The following is a 20,515-nucleotide window of genomic DNA, read 5'->3' as shown; positions in this document are numbered from 1 at the left end:
CCATCATCCTGCCACTGCCAGTGTGATATAAACCAGGATTGAGACCACACAATACAGAGAATTTGTTGTGGATGCATAAGCACTGCTCTCTTTCTTTCTCAGAAAAGTCTGCATACTGAATGTAGCAGGCGAGGACATATATGTAATAACCGCCAGGTTCAGAAGCCTGGAACCTCCTACCAAATATTTTACTGCCATGAGAACTCCCGCAATCATCACTGCCTGCAAAAGGACTCTCAGCAATATGGTTTTGAGGCAGGGACTGATAAGTTCCGGCGCAAGTTCCATACTGTACCCAACTACAATAAGAATAATCGGCGTAATGGCCGTTGTCAGAATATTCTCCACACTGAGATAACAATTGCCAAAAGGACTGTCCAGAAGCCGGGTGATCATTCGTGTCAGTCCCGCAATAATTCCAAGAACCGTTCCTATAAAAGCAGGAATTCGCAATGCACTGTAAAACAGGCTTTTTGCATTGATCTTTTCCCCGTTTTCCGTCTGTCCCAGCATTCCCATATACACACTGAATCCAAAAAGAAGTCCCGCAATATCCAGCACTGCAATCTGTGAAAGATTTTCGCTGCCACAAAGACTTGTATACAACGGGTAAGCCATCATTCCACCTTCATAGATACAGACCAGAAACGGAAGATATTTCTTATATGGCTCGTCCATAAATCTTTTCATCCAGAATCCTGCCCCAAATGAAATCAAGAGCATCACAAACATGATCAGAACCAGAATTCCGATCTTTCCACTGTACTCTGCTGTTGCCAGTGCATGAAAAATTGCCACAGGAAGCATAATATTTGTTACCAGTGTTTTCATGTTATTGACACCACTCTGATCTAAAAGTTTCCATTTTCTGCACAGGATTCCAAGAATGATCATCGCCAGTACAGGCAAAACAATCTCCAAAACTTCCATCTCTCTGTCTTCCTCTCCATTGTCTTTAATCTTTTGTTTTTATCTGTTTCTGTGCATCTGCAAAATCTCCATCATCACTTCATATACCGCCATATTCTCTCTCACCACCAGAGCCAGGCTCTCTTTCGCCTGATTCAAAAGATGAAAAAGTTTTCGTACACTGGAATATTTTTCCGCGGAGCACCTGGATCTTAAATATCCTTTTTCGTCGTAATAATACTGTTCATCCAGGAATACAACGATCTTCTCCGCATCTCTCACTGCCTGGATACCAAGCTGTCCAGAACCCTCTGGCATCCGCTGCTGATATCCCTGTCCCGCAAAATCATTCAGAAAATTTTCCACCTCGCGGTCATTATTGGCATACACCACTGCAATATGCGGATACCATCTGGGGCTTCTTTTTTCCGGCAGGTGCATCATGTTCTGGATAAAAGAGGAAAGTTCCGCATTGGTACGGATCCGGTTTGTCAGATGGAATTTCTGGATCTCCGGCAGATTTCCCAGGCTTTCCACAATGCTACGATCCATCTCTTCCGGTGAGATCACATCCTCGGAATCACTGGAAAAGATCACCGGCCTGTGCTCACTCCATGTAAGCAGAACCGATAATTTTTCCAGGGACAGAAGATGTGCTTCATCTACCAGAATGCTGCTGTAACAGCCAAGATCCGTCGTTCCGTCCAGCTGAGTATCTGCCAGAAAATCTATCCGCCGCAGACGTTCATGAAGAATCTTCCATTCTTTTCCCGCCTCTCCACAGTGAATGATACAGACTCTCTGGCGCACGGACAACTTCATCGCAATATCATAAAGCAACAATGTTTTTCCGGTTCCTGGAAGTCCGCTGAACCAGAAATATCCTCCTCTTTCTCCACGTATTCTCTTCAGAATCTGCCGTTCAATATCTCTCTGCTGGGAAGTAAGGAAATACTCTTTTTTGAGAAAACGCTCCGGTTCTGTCAGCGGAGAGATCAGATAAAGCTCTGCCTGAAACAGATCCTCGATATCTCCCTCATAGTCCGGGCTTTCTTTCCCCAATGCAATACATAGCTGTTTCCAGTCCCCCTCCACAATGTGATCGTGATTGGTCAGTCTCACCAGATGATCTTCACTGCTGATATAGGTATACGACAGGATCGGTTTTCCAAAAACAGACAGATAATACCGGTTCTGGATCAGCTGTCTCCGGATAGCCTCGTCCGACACAATGCCGCTTTTCAGTTCAATATTCACGATCTGGTCATCTTTGATCTGAAGAAGATCGAACTCCTTTCCAAGCTTCGGGATCTGAAACGAATAGAAAAAGCGCAGCTTATACACTTCCTCCATATGCAGTTCCAGTTGCTTCACCAGTGCTTTCATACTTTCCAGTTCCCATTCTTTGATCCTGAGAAAAAAATCTCTGCCGGAAAGCTGGCGTTCCAGCTTCTGGACACATTCCATATTCTGATTTCTTGTAAGTGCATAGATCGATATTGCCTTCATATTCCAACCCTTACCTGCTGTTTATTTCTTTATCCGCAGTGTCCTGAGATGATTCTTCTGTTCTTGTGTGATCCGGTAGCTTTCAATGGATTTCTGGATCGTCTTGTTATGAGTCCAGATATCCATTCTCTGCTCTTCCAGGAATGGAAGAATCTTCTCATACTGTTTTGCCAGTGCTGTAGCAAAATACCAGGCTCGCATCATATTTACATAATATTCTTCCGAGCGGATCGCTGCCACTTTCTCCGGATATTCCGATTTAAATCCTTCGTCCAGATAATAGCGCATCAGCATACTGATCCCGAACCGGATGATATACGGCTTATCCGACTCCATCCAGCGATAAATCTCCCGGATAAATATATCACGGTGTTTTTTCATCATATGGAGCGTCAGCAGATCACAGGTCGCCCAGTTATCAATATGCGGAAGAAAACACTCCAGTTCTCCCAGACATTTATCATAATCTCTGATCTGCTCGATCAGCAGGCCATGGAGATTATTTTCCTCATAATACTGATGAGGAAGAACCTTCAGGAACATTTCGGATCTTTCTGTTTTTCCAAATTCTTTTGCAAATTTCCGGAGTATCGGTGTCCGGATACCGATGATCTTTTCTTTCTCCACAGTCGGAACCAGCCTTGCATGAAAATCCCGATATCCTGTATCCTGCATTTCAAACAGTCTTTTCCGGACATCCCGGATCATCTCTTCCTGATTCATTTATTATCCCCGCCTTTTATACCAAAGATCGCGATCAGAGAACTCACAAGCAGAAGCATGGGGTAAAACAGTTTCGGCATGATCTGAAAAGCAGAAAGCTCAAATCCCAGTTCCTTTGCCGCAGAAATGGCAACCAGCATCTGGGCTCCATATGGGATCACCCCCTGGAAAATACAGGAAAATGTATCCAGGATAGAAGCTGTCTTTCTGGAAGTGATCTTATATTCCAGCGCCATTTCCTTTGCAATGGGGTTGGCCATAACAATGGCCACCGTATTATTGGCTGTTGCGATATCCATAGCTCCAACCAGAAGTCCCATACCAAGAAGTCCGCCTTTTTTCCCTTTAAAAACTCTCTGTATTCCAGAAAGCAGTGCTTCAAAGCCTCCATGCTCCCGGATCAGCGCACACATGGCTGCTACAAGGATAGCCACCATACAGGTCTCGAACATTCCGGAAACACCGGAGCCTATATTGGTCAGAAGCTCCACCGGTGTGATATGTCCTCCAAGAAGCATGATAAATGCGCCGGAGATAATTCCGATCAGAAGTACCACAAATACATTGATGCCGATGATCCCGCCGATCAGCACCAGAACATATGGAAAGATCTGTATAAGATGATAATCCTGTACCACTCTTCCCTGAATCTCTGTCTGAAAAGACAGGATAAGGATCAGGATCAGTGTAACAACAGCTGCTGGAAATGCGATCCAGAAATTTTCCCGGAATTTATCCTTCATCTGACAGCCCTGACCGTTGCAGGCCGCGATCGTGGTATCAGAAATAAAAGAAAGGTTGTCACCGAACATGGCTCCTCCCATCACCGACGCCACACAAAATGCCATATCAAAACCGGAGGCTTTGGAAACCGCTACCGCAATAGGGGTAAGAAGCGTGATAGTCCCAACGGAGGTTCCCATCGCCACAGAAACAAAGCAGGCAACTACAAACAGTACCGCAACGGAAAAACGTGCAGGTATCAGAGAAAGCATGCAGTAGGCCACACTTTCTGCACTGCTGCGCCCCACAACGCCCACAAAAGAGCCTGCTGTCAGAAAGATCAGAAGCATGGTGATGATATTTTTATCTCCTACTCCTTTTGCCATAAGCTCCAGCTTTCTGTCAAAGCTGATCATTCTGTTCTGAACACATGCCACCAGGATCGCAACCAGAAAAGCCACAACGATCGGTACATTATAAAATCCCATGGGGATCTCCATCACATACTCGAACAATATTCCCAGTCCCAGATACAGGACCAGAAAAACACCGATAGGCAGCAGTGCGATCACATTTCCTTTTTTCTTCATTTCCTCCATAAAACAATTCCCTTCATCACTTATTATATTCCCGGCTTTTTTCTCCGGGTGATCTGTTTTCTATCATATCATATTTCCCTATTCCTGTCCTGCTGCTGACGGAAACTTCTTCATATTTCCGGCACGATCCTGTTATCTCTAATATTTTTTACCTTATTTAACAAGATTTTCATTAATTAAATCATTCCTTCCGTTGAAATCCGGAGCTTTTTTCAGTATAATTGGCTGTAGACAATTGTGAAAAAGATATCCGAAGGATTTATGGTGATATCTCTGATCACAGTCATTAAAGGAGGAATATGATTATGGCAACATGGAAAAATCTGGACACTCTTGCTTCTTACAGCACACTTAACGGTCTGAAAGATCACGTGAACATTGCAGAGGCAATGTCCGGCGAGCAGGGTGCAGAACGTGTAAAGAAGTACAGCGTACCGATGGCAGCAGGTCTGGCTTACAATTACGCAGCTAAGGAAGTGGACGAGACCGTTCTTGACGCACTTTCCAAACTGGCTGATGAAGCAGAACTGATTGAGAAATTCCAGGAATTATACAACGGCGCAGTGATCAACACAGGTGAAAAACGTATGGTCCTTCATCATCTTGCACGTACACAGCTTGGTGATCCTGTTGTTGTTGACGGTGTAGACAAGCGAGAATTCTATGTAGCTCAGCAGAAGAAAGCTGCAGATTTTGCAAACAAAGTACATGCAGGAGAGATCACAAACGAAGCCGGTGAGAAATTTACTACTGTTGTACAGATCGGTATCGGCGGAAGTGACCTGGGACCGCGTGCATTATATATCGCACTTGAGAACTGGGCAAAGGCAAACAACACCTTCAAGATGGAAGCAAAATTCATCAGCAACGTTGACCCGGATGATGCAGCTGCTGTTCTTGCATCTGTAGATCTTGCTCACTCTCTTTTCATCGTTGTATCCAAATCCGGTACAACACTTGAAACTCTGACAAACGAGGCATTCGTAAAAGACGCCCTTACAAAAGCGGGCCTGAACCCGTCCAGACATATGCTTGCTGTAACCAGTGAGACCTCTCCTCTTGCAAAGAGTGATGAGTACCTTACCGCTATTTTCATGGACGACTATATCGGCGGACGTTACTCTTCAGTTTCCGGCGTAGGCGGAGCGATCCTTTCCCTTGCATTCGGACCGGAAGTATTCGCAGACATCCTTGACGGAGCTGCCGAGGAGGATAAACTTGCAACAAATAAGAACATTCTTGAAAACCCGGATATGCTGGATGCCCTGATCGGCATTTATGAGAGAAACGTACAGGGATATCCTTCTACAGCAGTTTTACCATACTCCCAGGCATTAAGCCGCTTCCCTGCTCATCTTCAGCAGTGTGATATGGAGTCTAACGGTAAATCCGTAAACCGCTTTGGTGAGCCGGTGGATTATGTGACCGGACCGGTGATCTTCGGTGAGCCAGGAACCAACGGACAGCATTCCTTCTACCAGCTTCTCCATCAGGGAACCAATGTTGTTCCGCTTCAGTTCATCGGCTTTAAGAAGAGCCAGCTTGGTGTTGATGTTGATATTGAGAACAGCACAAGCCAGCAGAAGCTTTGCGCAAACGTTGCAGCGCAGATCGTTGCTTTTGCATGCGGAAAAGAAGATGAGAACCTGAACAAAAACTTCAAGGGCGGACGTCCTTCCAGCATCATTGTTGGTGAGGAACTTACACCGAAGTCTCTGGGTGCTCTTCTTGCACACTTTGAGAACAAGATCATGTTCCAGGGCTTTGTCTGGAACCTGAACAGCTTTGACCAGGAAGGTGTACAGCTTGGTAAAGTTCTTGCAAAACGTGTTCTTGCTCATGACACAGACGGAGCACTGAAAGTTTATAGCGATCTTCTGAACATCTGATAAACAGATTTTTACCGTCCTGGAGAACTTTTTCTTTCAGGACGGTTTTTCTGTCTTTCTATCTATCACGGAAAGGAATTTCATAAACATGCAGCAGATAAAAATGATCGGCCTGGATCTGGACGGCACTCTTCTGAATACCAAAAAAGAGCTTACAGACCATACCCGTCGTGTCCTTGCGGAGGCTATTAATGCAGGTATCCTGGTTCTTATGGCAACCGGCCGCCCCTTTACAGGCATTCCCGAAGAGCTTCGTACTTTTCCGGGTATCCACTATGCCTTAACTTCCAATGGAGCCCGGGTTCTGGATACCGATCACAACAAAATCTTAATTGAACAGCTTCTTCCCATGGAAAGTGCCAAAAAAGCTCTCCGAATCTTTGAGAAATATGATACATTAAGTGAGATTTATTTTGACGGCCAGGGATATGCGGACGCTGCCAAACTTGACAATGTGGGAAAATATCATCACGATCCCAATATGTGGAATTATGTACGCACTACCCGTATCGCCGTTCCGGATATCTGGGATGTTATTGCAAAAGAAAACAGAAACATGGATAAAGTCCAGGCACTTTTTGCAAATATGGACGAGCGTGCCGCTGCCTGGAAGGAATTAAGTGAACTTAAAGAGCTGGAACTGGTAGGCTCTTTAAGCTACAATATTGAGATCAACGCCGCAGGTGTCAACAAAGGAACTGCTCTTGTCGCTCTTGGCAAAATGCTGGGGATCCCAAGAGAATCCATCATGGCATGCGGAGACGGCGACAACGATGTCCATCTTCTCCGGGAAGTTGGTTTTGGCGTAGCCATGGCTAATGCACAGCCCCAGGTGAAGGAAGCAGCCGATTATATTACTGCTTCCAATGACGAAGACGGCGTAGCATGCGCCATTGAAAAGTTTGCACTGCACCGATGAGATATTCTATTATGTATGTCAAAAAGGAACCGACAGTTTTTACGCTGTCGGTTCCTTTTTTAGAATGGGATTGAATAGCGGTACATTCACATTCGATCAATATTCATAGTTTCCTGCCGGCTGTTTGATCCTGGTAAGAAGATCATGCCAGGACTGATCCCAGATATACCATTTTCCGGTTTTGGAGTGCTTATATGTACAGATCCATCTGGAACTGTCACTGCCTGCAAAATCAGTAAATGATCTGTAGATCGCAGGAGTGGTCTGGGTCGGTTCAAAATACGGGATATCTTCACTGATGGAATTTCCTTTACCCGGAAGTGTGTCCTGTCTTAACGTAATGGAAATCGGTTTAGACGGAGTATAATTGTTGGCCGGAGTTGCTCCATTCAGGTAAGAATTGCCAAGATATTTATATCCGTTATCCGCTTTCATACGATCCCTCAAAAAGTTTTTGTAATACTGGGTCATCTCTTTATTATTGAGATAAGAAATCATCTCCTCGCAGTCCGTCGGATTGGTCGGTGTCCAGGTACGATATGCAAGGATCAGAAAAGCCATGGTCTTATAGCGGCTGTCTGCCGTTGTGATATCATACTGTTTCAGCTCCTCCGCATTGGTCGGGATCGTGGTAAAGGTGTAAGTATAGGTATTTATCGTTACATCAATGACTTCCTTCTGTCCTTTATCATTGGTGATCTCTTTTTTTGCAGATTTAGTTCCTTTTGTAAGAACCGGCTCCACCTGTTTCTTTACTGTCTGTGTCACGTGGACAGTACAGCTGCCTCGCCAGGTACTCTTATCCCGGACCTGGATCTTTGTTGTTCCCACATTCACTGCCGTTACTTTGCCTTTACTGTCTACAGTTGCAACAGATGTATCATCACTGGTCCATACAAGAATCTCTTTATAATTCTTTACCTGAAGCTGTCTCACATCACCTTTATTCATATTTAAGGTGGTGGCACTTAAAGATGGTTTCGGCACCGGTGTAGGTGTCGGCTTCGGTTTCTGCGCTGCTTTTACTGTAACCTTACAGTTAAATTTCTTAGTATTTGCCTTCGCTGTGATCACTGCCGTTCCTTTTTTCACTGCGGTGATCTTTCCTTTGGAATCCACACGTGCGACCTTAGGATTAGAAGAAGAATATTTCACCTTCACAGTTGTTCCTGTCAGTTTAATGGCACTGGAATTCTTTTCTGTTAATGTCAGCGATGTCCTGCTGAGCTTTGGTGTCTCTACCTTTACAACACATTTGTATGTTTTTTTGCTTACCTTTGCATAGATCGTTGCGGAGCCTTTATTTTTTGCAACCACCTGGCCTTTGCTGTTTACGGTTGCAACGCTCTTTTTGGAAGATCTCCAGGCAACCTTCTGTCTGGTTCCGGTAACCTTAAGTGTTGTCTTCTCACCTTTTAAAAGAGTTACTTTTGTTCTGTTCAGTTTTGGTGCGGCGCTGACAGTCACACTTCCAAATGCCATCGTAAAAACAAGACTGATCAGCAGCATAAAACATAACAGATTTTTTTTCTTTTTCATTCTGATTTCCCCCTTTCCGGTAAAACGTATATTTACGTCATATATTGCTTTAATCACATTTTAGAGGAAATCCCTGACAAAAACACTAGCACTTATGATAGTATCATTATAAACATTTATATTCTTTCGTCGTCCATACCGGGCTTATTGTCAGGAAACCAAAATAAAACAGGACTGATTTTTGATACAGATACTTGAAATCAAAAGTTTCATCTGTTCAAAAATCAGTCCTATTTATAAAAAAATATTATGTTGATCTGTAACACCAGGCCGATAAAGGCATTCGCTATTTGCCCATAATGATACAGTCACGTAACATCGCCAGTGCATGCGCTGTAGTCTGCTCGCGGATCCGCATGCGGTTTCCTGTAAAGTGGAACTCTTTGGCAATAGCCTTGCCCTTATAGCAGCAGCCCATAAATACAGTACCAACCGGAGTTTCCTTTGTTCCGCCTCCCGGTCCTGCCAGACCCGTCACGGAAATACTGATGTCTGCTCCGGATGCTTTGCAGGCGCCCTTTGCCATTTCTCTGGCACATTTGGCGGAAACTGCCCCCTGCTCCTTCAGAGTGCTCTTCTTCACTCCCAGGCATTTATGTTTGGCCTTGTTACTGTAAGTCACGAAGCCGTAACCAAATACCTCAGATGCACCAGATACATTGACAATACGCTGAGCGATCATACCGCCGGTCAAAGACTCCGCCAGGGAAAGCTTTAGATCTTTTTCTTTCAGAAGATCGATCACTGCTTCCTCCAGGGTCTTACTCTCATCGGTTGCAAACACATTCTCACCAAAACGTTTCTTTAACTCTTTGACAACCGGTTTGATCAGCTTTCTGCAGGCTTTTTCATCCTCTGCACTTGCTGTCACACGAAGATGCACTTCACCGGTTTTGGCATAAGGTGCAATGGTAGGATTGGTCTGACTTTCGATCAGATCCTGGATCTCTTCTGCTACCTGGCTCTCACCGATCCCGCTGATCTTCACCATCTGGGATACAATGATCTCCGGCTGGTTTTTCTGCAGATACGGAACAATGTACTCCTCAAACATAGGCTTCATCTCATTTGGAGGCCCAGGAAGAAGGATGGCGGTTTTTCCTTTTTTCTCAAGGATCAGTCCCGGTGCGGTTCCGTTATGGTTATCCAGGACAATGGCTCCCTTTGGAACCATGGCCTGTTTATAGTTATTCTTTGTGATACGTCTCTGAGGATTGTTTTTTTCATATTCCTTCAGATACTTATCGATCAGTTTCTTTGAGTGGGAATCTTCCACTAACGGCATTCCCATCAGATCAGCAGTTACTTCCTTGGTGATATCATCCTCTGTCGGTCCAAGGCCTCCGGTCAGGATCACAACATCAGAACGGTCCAGTGCGGTACGGATCACGTCGCGCATACGGCCTTCGTTATCACCTACTACATCCTGATAGTAAACACTTAATCCAAGCAGAGCACATTTTTCAGAAAGATAGGCACTGTTGGTATTTACGATATTTCCAAGAAGGATCTCGGTTCCTACGGATATCAGTTCTGTAATCATGGAAAGAAACTCCTTTCGTATACTCCGATCCCTACTCCTGCATGGAAAGGACCTTTCTGTTCTGCATGATATAAGTCAGCAGGGAGATAATGGTCAGTGCAACGGACAGCCAGATAAATATCTGTGTCAGCACTGTAAAAATACCTCCAAAATCCAGCATCAGAAGTATGATCATGATCATCTGGGAAACGGTTTTGAATTTTCCCCAGTAGTTTGCGGCAATGACAATTCCGTTCTCCGCTGCGATCAGACGGAAACCGCTGATGATAAACTCGCGTCCGATGATGATGATCACAACCCATGCCGGAAGTTTGTCAAGCTCGATCATGCAGATCATAGCAGAACATACCAGAAGCTTGTCTGCCAGAGGGTCCATAAATTTTCCAAAATTGGTTATCAGGTTATATTTTCTGGCAAGGTGGCCGTCAAACCAGTCCGTTACACTGGCTGCGACAAAAATCGCAAGACAGATCCAGCGGTTGGCTTCTCCGCCCCATCCTGTCAGCAAGAAAACTACAAGAAACGGTACAAGTATCATTCTTGCAACTGTCAGTTTATTCGGTGTATTCATCGCTCAGCACTCCTATCAAATCATACTCAAGCGCACCTGTCACACGTACCTTCGCAAAATCACCAGTCATAAGCAGTTCGCCTGTCTGAACGAAAATGTATCCGTCAACTTTCGGTGCATCCCCGTAGGTACGTCCGATATAGGCACTTTCATCTGCAACTTTTCCCTCGATCATGACAAGAAGTTCCTGTCCGATACGATCCTGTCCTTTGTCGTAAGAGATCTCCTGCTGGAGTTCCATCAGTTCGTCTCTGCGTTCTTCTTTCACTTCTTCCGGAACCTGGTCTGCCATCTCTGCTGCCGGGGTATTCTCTTCCGGAGAGTAAGTGAAGACACCAAGACGATCAAATTCCATCTCATCTACGAACTCTTTCAGTTCTTCATGGTCTTCTTCTGTCTCTCCCGGGAATCCGGTGATCAATGTTGTACGCAACACGATATCCGGAATTTCCTTACGGAGTTTTCCGACGATATCGATCAGTTCCTGTTTGGAAGTACGGCGACCCATTCTCTTAAGAATGCGATCCGATGCATGCTGGATCGGAATATCCAGGTAATGACAGATCTTCTTCTCATCACGGATAGTCTCGATCAGCTCATCGTAGATCTCCTCTGGATAGCAGTAAAGAACACGGATCCAGCGGATACCCTTGATCTCACAGAGCTTCTTTAAAAGAATGTGAAGAGATTTTTTGCCGTAAAGATCTTTGCCGTAAACGGTGGTCTCCTGTGCTACCAGGATCAGTTCCTTCACACCCTGCTCTGCCATATCCTCTGCCTGGGCAATGAGGCGCTCCATGGGAACGCTTCGGAACTTGCCACGGAGTTTCGGGATGATACAGTAGGTACAGTGCTTGTCACAGCCTTCTGCGATCTTCAGATAACCGAAATGTCCGCCAGTGGTAAGGACACGTTTGCTTCCTGTATCCGGAAGATAATCAATATCACGGAACTCTTCGAAATGATTTCCGGCTACTGCTTCTTCCAGCGCCTTTACGATGTCTCCGTAAGATGTAGTTCCAAGGACAGCATCTACCTCCGGAACCTCCTCGATGATCTCCTTCTGATACCGCTGTGCCATGCATCCGGTAACAACCAGAGCATGGCAACTTCCTGTTTTCTTATATTCTGCCATCTCAAGAATGGTTTCCACACTCTCTTCTTTGGCATCCTTGATAAAACAGCAGGTATTGATCACAATGGCATCTGCCTGTGTCTCATCGTCTACGATCTCATGACCTCTGGCTGTGAGAAGTCCCAGCATCTCCTCAGAGTCTGCCAGGTTTTTATCACAGCCAAGAGAGATGAATAATATCTTCATACAGTTACTCCGCTTCTGTCTGAGCTGTCTCTGCAGTCTCAGTGTTCTCTGCGGTCTCACCTTCTGCTGCCTCAAGAGCCTCTTTCTCTGCTTCCAGAGCTTCGATCTCTTCCTCTTCTTCCTGTCCCGGAAGGATCTTTACTTTGCCTTTATAAAGCTCGTCAATGGCAACAGAAAGCGGTTTCTTGCCTGCTGCACCTGGTACAAGGGGCTCTGCTCCTGCAATCAGCTGACGTGCACGTTTGCTTGCTGCAAGTACAAGAGAATAACGGCTGTTCAGCACGAGAGCCTCATCGTCGTCCTCGTTATTTGTGTTGATAGCCTCAATTAATTCTGAATAAGATGGATGTATCATATCTTTTCTCCCTTCTGTAACGGCAGGGCCGTATTTAACTTGTTAATTGGTATTTATAAAAAAGCTTCCGCTTCTTTCTGAATTCTGGATACAAAATCATGGTTTCTGGATGCGCGCATACGCTCACATCGGATGGTTTCATGAAGTGTATCAACACATTCCTCCAGATCATCGTTGATCAGGAGATAATCGTATTTATCCATTCCCTTGGATTCTTCAACGGCTCTTCTGAGACGTCCGTTGATCACATCCAGAGTTTCTGTTCCGCGGCCTACCAGACGGTTTTTAAGCTCTTCCATAGATGGCGGGCAGACAAATACAAGCAGAGTATCCGGGAATTTCTCACGGATCTTCATGGCTCCCTGGATCTCGATCTCAAGGATCACATCTTTTCCTGCTGCAAGCTGTTCCTCCACATATTTACGAGGAGTACCGTAATAATTCTCCACATACTGTGCGTATTCGATCAGTCCGTCTTCCCGGATCAGCTGTTCAAATTCTTCTTTTGTGCGGAAGAAATATGCCTCTCCGTCTTTCTCTCCTGGTCTTGGATTTCTGGTGGTAACAGAAACGGATAATGCATAATTGTCATATTTCTCCATCAGCCGTTTCATGACGGTGCCTTTTCCGGAACCGGAAAAGCCAGAAACAACAACTAAAATTCCCTTACTCATTTCCTTCCTCCCTCTCTTCCTCTCCGTAGGCTTCCGAAAATCTCTTGGCAATGGTTTCCGGCTGCAAAGCGGAAAGCACAAGATAATCATCGGAAGTAACGATCACTGCTTTTGTTTTTCTTCCCTGTGTGGCATCGATCAGGGTGCGGGTTCCCTTGACACTCTGTATCATGCGCTTCACAGGAGCGGCATCCGGACTTACCACAGCCACGATCTTGCGTGAATTGACAACATTTCCAAAGCCTACATTGATCAGTTTCGCCATTTCCGCTCTCCTTTTCTGTCTGTGTACAGTCTTTATCTGTCCGATTACTCGATATTCTGGATCTGCTCACGGATCTTCTCGATCTCTGTTTTCAGATCGATGGCCGCGTTGGATACAATAAGATCATTGGATTTAGACAGGATAGTGTTCGCCTCACGGTTCATCTCCTGTGCCATGAAATCCATCTTACGTCCCACGCCCTCGTTCTCGTCCAGGATCTTTCTCATTCCGTGGATGTGGCTTCGAAGACGTACCGTCTCCTCATCATTGCAGATCTTATCTGAAAAAAGTATCACCTCTGCGGCGATCCTGGAATCATCGATCTGGTTATCTTCAAGTAGCTCGTGCATCTTGGCTTCCAGTTTCTCCCGATAAGCCTTCACTACTTCCGGAGAACGTTTTTCCACTACATCGACCTTTGCTTCCAGTCCGTCCAGCTTCCCAAGAAGATCCTGTTTCAGATTAGCACCCTCACGCTGGCGGGTCTCCACAAATTTCCGGCAGGCCTCATGAAGCGGACCCTCCAGAAAATTCCAGAGCTCTTCCTCATCCGGAGCCTGCTCTTCCATTGTAAACACATCCGGATATCTGGAAAGTGTGGAAACACGGATATCATTCTCGATCCCCAGTTCCTCACTCATCTGGTTCAGATAGCCCAGATATTCCTTTGCCAGCTCTGCATTGTATTTCAGAGCCATTCCGCCCATTGTATAGTCTTCATAGGTGATGAACACATCGACTTTGCCGCGGCGGATATAAGTCTTCATCACATTTCGGATCTCTCCCTCAAAATAGCTGAGTCTTTTCGGCATTTTGATGTTCAGATCCAGATATCTGTGATTGACGGATTTCAGTTCAACAGAAACCTTACGCTCTCTGGAAACTGCTTCTGCCCTGCCAAAGCCGGTCATACTTTTTATCATGTTATCCTCCAATACTGCCTCTTAAGTTTATCAGCTGCTGATAAATACAGTAACTGATTGCATACGGATTTATTATAGTTCATTCCAAAACCCTAGTCAAACTCTTTTTTTACTGTTATAATGATTGATGTTGAAATGGAGGTAAAATCATGGCATTTGACGGAATTACAGTTTCTGCTCTCGTGGCAGAGATCGATGATAATTTAAAAGGCGGACGTATCAATAAGATCGCCCAGCCGGAAAACGATGAACTTTTGATCACAGGAAAGGGCGCAAATGGACAGAAACGTCTTCTCTTAAGTGCAAGCGCATCCCTTCCTCTGATCTATTTTACAGATAAGAACCGTATCAGTCCTTTAACTGCACCGAACTTCTGCATGCTTCTCAGAAAGCACATCGGAAGCGCCCGTATCCTTGATGTGAAGCAGCCTGGAATGGAGCGTGTGGTGGAATTTGAGCTGGAGCATCTTAATGAGCTGGGGGATCCCTGCAGAAAGCGTCTGATCATGGAGCTGATGGGCAAGCACAGCAACATCATCTTCTGTGACGAAAAGGGAATGATCCTGGACAGCATCAAACATGTCTCTTCTCATATGAGCTCTGTCCGTGAGGTTCTTCCCGGAAGAGAATATTTCATTCCCAATACCAGGGATAAAGAAAATCCGCTGACTGTTTCCGAGGAGGAGTTCACACAGCACATCTGTAAAAAGCCTGTGAATATTTCCAAGGCGCTTTACACTTCACTCACAGGTATGAGCCCGGTAATGGCTGAGGAGATCTGCTACCGTGCATCCATTGACGGAAGCGATGCATCGCAGTCCCTGGATGAGGCAGCCTGCACCCATCTTTATCATACCTTTCTCCGCCTTATGGAACAGATCCGGAACAGAGAGTTCACCCCAAATATTGTCTACCGCGGAGAGGAGCCTGTGGAATACGGTGTCTTTCCTTATCAGCAGTTTGGCAGTGAATACCGCAGCGAAATCTTTGACAGTGTCTCTGTTATGCTGGAGACCTATTATGCTACCAAAAGTCTGCTGACACGTATCCACCAGAAATCCTCCGATCTTCGCCGTGTAGTACAGACCGCTCTGGAACGTAACCGAAAAAAATACAACATCCAGAAAAAGCAGCTGAATGATACTGCAAAAAAAGATAAATTCAAGGTCTACGGTGAACTGATCAACACCTACGGATACGGGCTTGAGGAAGGCTGCAGATCCTTTAAGGCACTGAACTATTACACCAACGAGGAGATCACTATCCCTCTTGACCCGACACTGACTCCGGCACAGAATTCCAAGAAATATTTTGATAAATACGGAAAGCTGAAGCGTACAGAGGAAGCCGTCACAGAACAGATCACAGATACGGAAAGTGAGATCTCTCATCTGGAATCTATCTCCAATGCTCTGGATATCGCCAGATCTGAAAGTGACCTTTCCCAGATCAAGGAAGAGCTCACTGAGTACGGCTATATCAAACGTCACTACACAAACAAAAAAGGCCAGAAAGCCCAGCCGAAATCCAAACCGCTCCACTACATATCCAGTGACGGTTTTGATATCTATGTGGGAAAAAACAATTTCCAGAATGATGAGCTGACTTTCAAGTTCGCAACTGGAAATGACTGGTGGTTCCATGCAAAGAAAATGGCTGGTTCCCATGTGATCGTCCGCACCAAAGACGGTGAACTTCCGGACCGTACCTTCGAAGAAGCAAGCCGCCTGGCAGCCTGGTACTCCAAAGGACACTCTGCTCCCAAGGTAGAGATCGATTATATCCAGAAAAAGCATGTGAAAAAACCTGCCGGTGCGAAACCCGGTTTCGTTGTTTATTACACCAATTATTCTCTCATGGCTTCTCCGGATATTTCGGATCTGAAAGAGGTTACGGAGTAATAACTATTCAACAAAAAACCTTCCTGTGTTCTCGTATTTCTTCAAGACCGGATACCTGTATCTCTGCAAGTATCTGTCCTGAGAAATTTTTCTGTAAACACAGGAAGGTTTTTTTATTGAACATTCGCACTCCGCTTCGTTACATGCTCACGAACAAAAATCGCAAAACGATTTTGTTCAGATCTCCAGTTTTTTCTTCACTGCCGGTGCAATAGACGTATCTGCTTTATGATATGGGATCAGTGTAGACTGCAGTGCATGGTACAGATCGGATTTTCCGGGCCATACGGTTCCTTTCAGATGATTCTGCTCATCCAGCTGATGAAACCAGGAGCCGTTTTCGTGATCCATGACCACTTCATCCAGGTACTTCATAAACGCAGCATAATCTTTCGCATATTTCTTCTTACCGGTCACCTGATAAAGAACTGCAGAGGTATTGATCGCTTCCGCAAGAGTCCAGTGCATACGGTCATGTACCACCGGTTTGCCATTCCAATCTGTCGTGTATACAATTCCCGGTGCACCATCTGCGTTCCAGCCATCTTTTATTGCTGTTGTGTAAAGGTTTTCTGCTGCCTGAAGATGTTTTTCCAGTTTTTCTTTCTCTTCTCCACAGTTTGCAAGCGTCCACTGTGTGATCAGCCTTGCCCATTCGATTCCATGGCCCGGTGTCGCTCCATATGGCTTGAACGGATCATCCGGACGGTCACGGTTGCAGTCAAGATCTGCCACCCATTCCCTCGTAAAATGTTCCGGGATCCTCCAGGAGTTATCTTCTGCCCACTGGATCACATGGTCAATGATCCTGCCTGCGCGGATGTGATATTTTTTGTCCCCGGTGACATCTCCTGCTGCCAAAAAAGCTTCCACAGTATGCATGTTTGCATTTAATCCCCGGTAATCGTCCAGCACGGTAAATTCTGTATTCCAGGTATCGCAGGCCAGTCCTTCCTCTTCATTCCAGAAATGCTGATCATAAACATCCAGCGCCTCCTCAAGGAGTTCTTTTGCCCCAGGCCTTCCTGCTGTCAGTGCGGAAGAAGCTGCCAGGATCACAAATGCATGGGCATAACACTGTTTGTTCGGCACAATGCCACCCTCCGGTGTCACTCCTGCATACCAGCCACCGTTTTTGTCATCGTGAAGTTCTCCCTTAAGGCCTTTCAGCGCCGCATCCACAAGCTCTCCGCTTCCCTCGTGGCCAAGCATCAGTCCCAGGCTGTATACATGTACCATACGGCAGGTGATCCAGGTTTCCCGGTTTCTGTCCTTCCATGGTGTTCCGTCATCCCCCAGATAGTAGGAACCTCCATTTGGAGAAGGAAACCTGTGTCCAAAATTCAGAAGATCCTCACAGGACGCTTTCAGGAATTCCCGGTTTTCATTTGTGTTGATCTCATATTTGCTGTTCATTTTAACCACCCCATCTGCTTTTTTCCTTAGGATACCATTCTTTTTCGGGGACTTCAATTCTTTTGGATCTTTTTGACAGATTGACGAAAAAAGGAGAATGCCATATACGCATTCTCCTCATATTCAGACTTCTTAATTCCATTACCGTAACGGTCACAGATATCCTCATTAATCTTCAAAACAGGTGATCACATAGCGGTCACTTTCTATGATCACATCAGAAACATTATCTCTGTCCCAGATCGCATCGCTGATGATATCTTTCAGCTTATCATCCATAACGATATTAAAATTCTCCTCGATCACCTGAAACGGAACTCCCTCATTCTCCTGTGCATACTCCATGATAAAATCAAGAATCTTCTCTTCCATACCTCAAAATCTGCCTTTCTGTAAATACTAACGTTTAATATATTACATCAGATTTCCGCAGATGTCCAGATATTTTCCAGCCATGTCCATGCAGTATTCCATAAGATATTATGCCAGTATACACACCCCTTTACATTTCGTTCTATATCAGAATCTGGTATGTCGGTTCACATATTTTGCTTTATATTTGGAGTACACAATGGTCTGATCCTTGTAAAGGCCATAATATCCCGATGCTGCATAGCTGATAGATACTGCGATCAGATAGAAGGATACTCCCTTAAATCCAAACATTTCAAAAGCGATCAGGATCGAAGTGATCGGACAGTTGGTCACACCGCAGAAAACTGCTGCCATTCCGCAGGCTGCACAGATCGACGGAGAAATTCCCATAAGATTACCCATCACACAGCCAAAGGTAGCTCCAATGCAGAAAGAAGGTACGATCTCTCCCCCGCGGAATCCTGCGCGCATAGTCAGTGCTGTAAGCACCATTTTCCAGAAAAAGGCGAAAGTATCCGCCTGTCCGTTTTCCACCGCTTTTTCAATAAGCTCCGCACCAGCGCCCATATATTCATCTGTTCTCAGAATAAAGGTGACAACAATGACCAGGCAGGCGCCCACTGCAACCCTGACATATTTATTCTTAAACCATCTGCCATAAAGTCCTGCTGCACCATTCAGCGCAATACAGAACATAATGCTGACAACTGCACAGCCCAGAGCGATCACTCCCATTTTCAGTCCAGTTTCCACAGTCAGTGCCGGAATATCCGTCACATGAAAACTTTCCGGTGTGACTCCCATTCCGGCTGCAAATCCGGAAGCGATCAATGACGCGATCATACACGGCATCAGTGCTGCATAATACATCACGCCCACACTGACCACTTCCAGCGCAAAAACTGCCGCTGCCATCGGTGTTCCAAACAATGCGGAAAACGCCGCGCTCATGCCGCACATGACAATTACATGACGGTCCTCCTCGTCCAGATGGATCCATCTTCCAAGCTGGTTGGCAATACTTCCTCCAAGCTGGATCGCTGCTCCCTCACGTCCCGCAGAACCACCGGTAAGATGAGTCAGCGCCGTTGTGATAAAGATCAGAGGCGCAGAAAGGATCGGCACATCATCTCTGGAACGCACGGTAGAAAGAACCTGATTGGTCCCTCCATCCTCTTTTCCAAGCTTCTCATACAAAAATACAATGACAAGTCCGGATAATGGCAGCAAAAGAAAAATCCATTCATGCGCCTTCCGGTAACTGGTCACTGCCTTCAACGTAAAAGAAAACAGTGTGCTGGCAGCACCTACGATACATCCTGTAATGACAGCAAGAACCAGCCACTTGATCAGATTTGAGATATCCCGGCTGATTCTTGCACCGTAATAATATAAATGTTCCTTTAATCTTTTGTTATGATCGATCCCCATGTTCCTTCCCTTCTTTTCTTTACTGTCTGCATTATACTACATTTTTCCTCTCAGTAAAAGCAGGAAGAGAAAGCCCTGTTATTTTTTCTTCCGGGAAATATGCCTGTGTATCAGGATCGAGAACACACTGATCATCACAAGAAGCACTGCAGAGAGCCAGAATGCCGGAGACTTCGGATTTTTGATATTTGCTCCAAATATTGTAGCGAGAATAACTCCCGGCAGCGTTCCAAGCACGCCACCTGCCATATAGGTTCCAAATGGGATCTTTTCTGCTCCGAGAAACAGACTCACAGCATCTCCCGGTAAAAAGTTCAATGTCCGCATAAAAAATGAAATATACAGGGAATTTCCGTTCTGGTAATCTACTACTGTTTTCAGTTTCGGATATTTAGCTGTAAGACTTTCCACCATGGATGCACCTGAGAAGCGTCCCATCCAATATGGAAGTGCCAATGTGACTGCTCTTCCCAAAAAGTTCACCAGAAGTGCTGTTCCTGTAGCAAACAGATGCCCTACAGCAAGCTGCAGGATCGCAATTGGAAATATAAAAGAGACACTTTTCACTGCATAAAGCCCAAGCATAAGTAATGCAGCCTTAACAGGTTCCTCCGGTGTATATCTTAAGATCCTTTCCACAGACAGATCCTCTCTATAACGGATACAGAAAAGGAGAAGCAAAAGAAGGAGCACCGCCGGCAGATATTTTCTGATGTTATCAATCATTTTTTTCATGGTCTGATCCCTCCGTTTTCAAAAAAAGAGCACCGGCACCTGTTTCCGGTACCGTGCTCTTTCATAAGTTCTGCTTTTTTAAGTTTCAGGATCAGCAGCCTTTCTTCGCTGCCTTTCTCTCCTGGTCTTCCTTCCACATTTCCTCTGCTACCGGCTTCCAGTTTTCAGCATACCGGTCACATTTCGCACAGAGAT

Annotated in this window: 19 protein-coding genes; 3 read left to right on the top strand and 16 right to left on the bottom strand. The window is 45.4% G+C overall.

Features of this window, described 5'->3' with window-relative positions; all coding sequences use genetic code 11:
• Nucleotides 1–3 precede the first annotated feature (3 nt).
• From AB5026_RS12765 to AB5026_RS12750, 4 genes are read right to left on the bottom strand one after another with little or no spacing between them, the layout of a single operon-like run.
• Nucleotides 4–930 (bottom strand): AEC family transporter, encoded by a 927-nt coding sequence (locus tag AB5026_RS12765; protein ID WP_368213429.1) that lies wholly within the window; start codon nucleotides 928–930, stop codon nucleotides 4–6.
• 39 nt (nucleotides 931–969) lie between these two features.
• Complete coding sequence (locus AB5026_RS12760; RefSeq protein ID WP_368213427.1) at nucleotides 970–2,418, bottom strand: DNA/RNA helicase domain-containing protein; 1,449 nt, start codon at nucleotides 2,416–2,418, stop codon at nucleotides 970–972.
• Between the two features lie 21 nt (nucleotides 2,419–2,439).
• Nucleotides 2,440–3,141, bottom strand: coding sequence for a DNA alkylation repair protein (locus AB5026_RS12755; protein WP_368213426.1), 702 nt, complete (start codon nucleotides 3,139–3,141; stop codon nucleotides 2,440–2,442).
• On the bottom strand, nucleotides 3,138–4,454 hold the full coding sequence (locus tag AB5026_RS12750; protein WP_368213425.1) for a Na+/H+ antiporter NhaC family protein: 1,317 nt from the start codon (nucleotides 4,452–4,454) through the stop codon (nucleotides 3,138–3,140). Before AB5026_RS12750 ends, AB5026_RS12755 begins: the two co-directional genes overlap by 4 nt.
• A gap of 314 nt (nucleotides 4,455–4,768) precedes the next feature.
• Between AB5026_RS12750 and AB5026_RS12745 the strand changes: the two genes are divergently transcribed.
• On the top strand, nucleotides 4,769–6,352 hold the full coding sequence (locus AB5026_RS12745; RefSeq protein WP_173771519.1) for a glucose-6-phosphate isomerase: 1,584 nt from the start codon (nucleotides 4,769–4,771) through the stop codon (nucleotides 6,350–6,352).
• 88 nt (nucleotides 6,353–6,440) lie between these two features.
• Complete coding sequence (locus AB5026_RS12740; RefSeq protein WP_173771517.1) at nucleotides 6,441–7,271, top strand: Cof-type HAD-IIB family hydrolase; 831 nt, start codon at nucleotides 6,441–6,443, stop codon at nucleotides 7,269–7,271.
• A gap of 96 nt (nucleotides 7,272–7,367) precedes the next feature.
• On the opposite strand, the gene AB5026_RS12735 is transcribed toward AB5026_RS12740, so the two are convergent.
• From AB5026_RS12735 to AB5026_RS12700, 8 genes are all read right to left on the bottom strand, one after another.
• The gene (locus AB5026_RS12735) at nucleotides 7,368–8,810 is read right to left on the bottom strand and encodes an Ig-like domain-containing protein (RefSeq protein WP_148446978.1); all 1,443 of its coding nucleotides are present in this window, start codon (nucleotides 8,808–8,810) and stop codon (nucleotides 7,368–7,370) included.
• Between the two features lie 286 nt (nucleotides 8,811–9,096).
• Entirely contained in the window at nucleotides 9,097–10,353 is a 1,257-nt protein-coding gene (locus AB5026_RS12730; RefSeq protein ID WP_173771513.1) for a competence/damage-inducible protein A, read from the bottom strand.
• A 31-nt stretch (nucleotides 10,354–10,384) separates the two neighbouring features.
• Complete coding sequence (gene pgsA, locus AB5026_RS12725; RefSeq protein ID WP_148446980.1) at nucleotides 10,385–10,924, bottom strand: CDP-diacylglycerol--glycerol-3-phosphate 3-phosphatidyltransferase; 540 nt, start codon at nucleotides 10,922–10,924, stop codon at nucleotides 10,385–10,387.
• Complete coding sequence (rimO, locus tag AB5026_RS12720; protein ID WP_148446981.1) at nucleotides 10,908–12,245, bottom strand: 30S ribosomal protein S12 methylthiotransferase RimO; 1,338 nt, start codon at nucleotides 12,243–12,245, stop codon at nucleotides 10,908–10,910. The genes pgsA and rimO overlap by 17 nt, the downstream gene beginning before the upstream one ends.
• Before the next feature lie 4 nt (nucleotides 12,246–12,249).
• Nucleotides 12,250–12,600, bottom strand: coding sequence for a DNA-directed RNA polymerase subunit omega (rpoZ, locus tag AB5026_RS12715; RefSeq protein ID WP_148446982.1), 351 nt, complete (start codon nucleotides 12,598–12,600; stop codon nucleotides 12,250–12,252).
• Nucleotides 12,601–12,653: 53 nt separating this feature from the next.
• Nucleotides 12,654–13,274, bottom strand: a complete 621-nt coding sequence (gmk, locus tag AB5026_RS12710; protein ID WP_148446983.1) for a guanylate kinase — start codon at nucleotides 13,272–13,274, stop codon at nucleotides 12,654–12,656.
• Nucleotides 13,267–13,539 (bottom strand): extracellular matrix/biofilm biosynthesis regulator RemA family protein, encoded by a 273-nt coding sequence (locus AB5026_RS12705; RefSeq protein WP_148446984.1) that lies wholly within the window; start codon nucleotides 13,537–13,539, stop codon nucleotides 13,267–13,269. Before AB5026_RS12705 ends, gmk begins: the two co-directional genes overlap by 8 nt.
• 44 nt (nucleotides 13,540–13,583) lie before the next feature.
• Nucleotides 13,584–14,462, bottom strand: coding sequence for a YicC/YloC family endoribonuclease (locus AB5026_RS12700; RefSeq protein ID WP_015525190.1), 879 nt, complete (start codon nucleotides 14,460–14,462; stop codon nucleotides 13,584–13,586).
• A gap of 149 nt (nucleotides 14,463–14,611) precedes the next feature.
• On the opposite strand from AB5026_RS12700, the gene AB5026_RS12695 reads away from it, so the two are divergent.
• Complete coding sequence (locus AB5026_RS12695; RefSeq protein WP_368213423.1) at nucleotides 14,612–16,363, top strand: NFACT family protein; 1,752 nt, start codon at nucleotides 14,612–14,614, stop codon at nucleotides 16,361–16,363.
• 177 nt (nucleotides 16,364–16,540) lie between these two features.
• Here the strand turns inward: AB5026_RS12695 and AB5026_RS12690 are convergent, their stop codons facing one another.
• The 4 genes from AB5026_RS12690 to AB5026_RS12675 all read right to left on the bottom strand — a co-directional run bounded on the left by AB5026_RS12690 (nucleotide 16,541) and on the right by AB5026_RS12675 (nucleotide 20,320).
• A complete protein-coding gene (locus AB5026_RS12690) occupies nucleotides 16,541–17,779 on the bottom strand; it encodes an AGE family epimerase/isomerase (RefSeq protein WP_368213422.1) in 1,239 nt (412 codons plus the stop codon).
• A gap of 168 nt (nucleotides 17,780–17,947) precedes the next feature.
• Complete coding sequence (locus AB5026_RS12685) at nucleotides 17,948–18,151, bottom strand: hypothetical protein (protein ID WP_021978076.1); 204 nt, start codon at nucleotides 18,149–18,151, stop codon at nucleotides 17,948–17,950.
• 147 nt (nucleotides 18,152–18,298) lie between these two features.
• Nucleotides 18,299–19,585, bottom strand: coding sequence for a chloride channel protein (locus AB5026_RS12680; protein ID WP_148446988.1), 1,287 nt, complete (start codon nucleotides 19,583–19,585; stop codon nucleotides 18,299–18,301).
• A 78-nt stretch (nucleotides 19,586–19,663) separates the two neighbouring features.
• Nucleotides 19,664–20,320 carry a TVP38/TMEM64 family protein gene (locus AB5026_RS12675; protein WP_195566306.1) on the bottom strand — a complete coding sequence of 219 codons (657 nt, stop codon included), beginning with the start codon at nucleotides 20,318–20,320 and terminating at the stop codon, nucleotides 19,664–19,666.
• Between the last annotated feature and the right edge of the window lie 195 nt (nucleotides 20,321–20,515).

It is taken from the genome of Blautia sp. RTP21359st1_E11_RTP21359_211015, from assembly GCF_040910705.1.
Classification (GTDB): Bacteria; Bacillota; Clostridia; order Lachnospirales; family Lachnospiraceae; genus Blautia_A; species Blautia_A fusiformis.
Note: the sequence above shows the minus strand (reverse complement) of the source record. Positions and strands in the feature narration are given on the sequence as shown.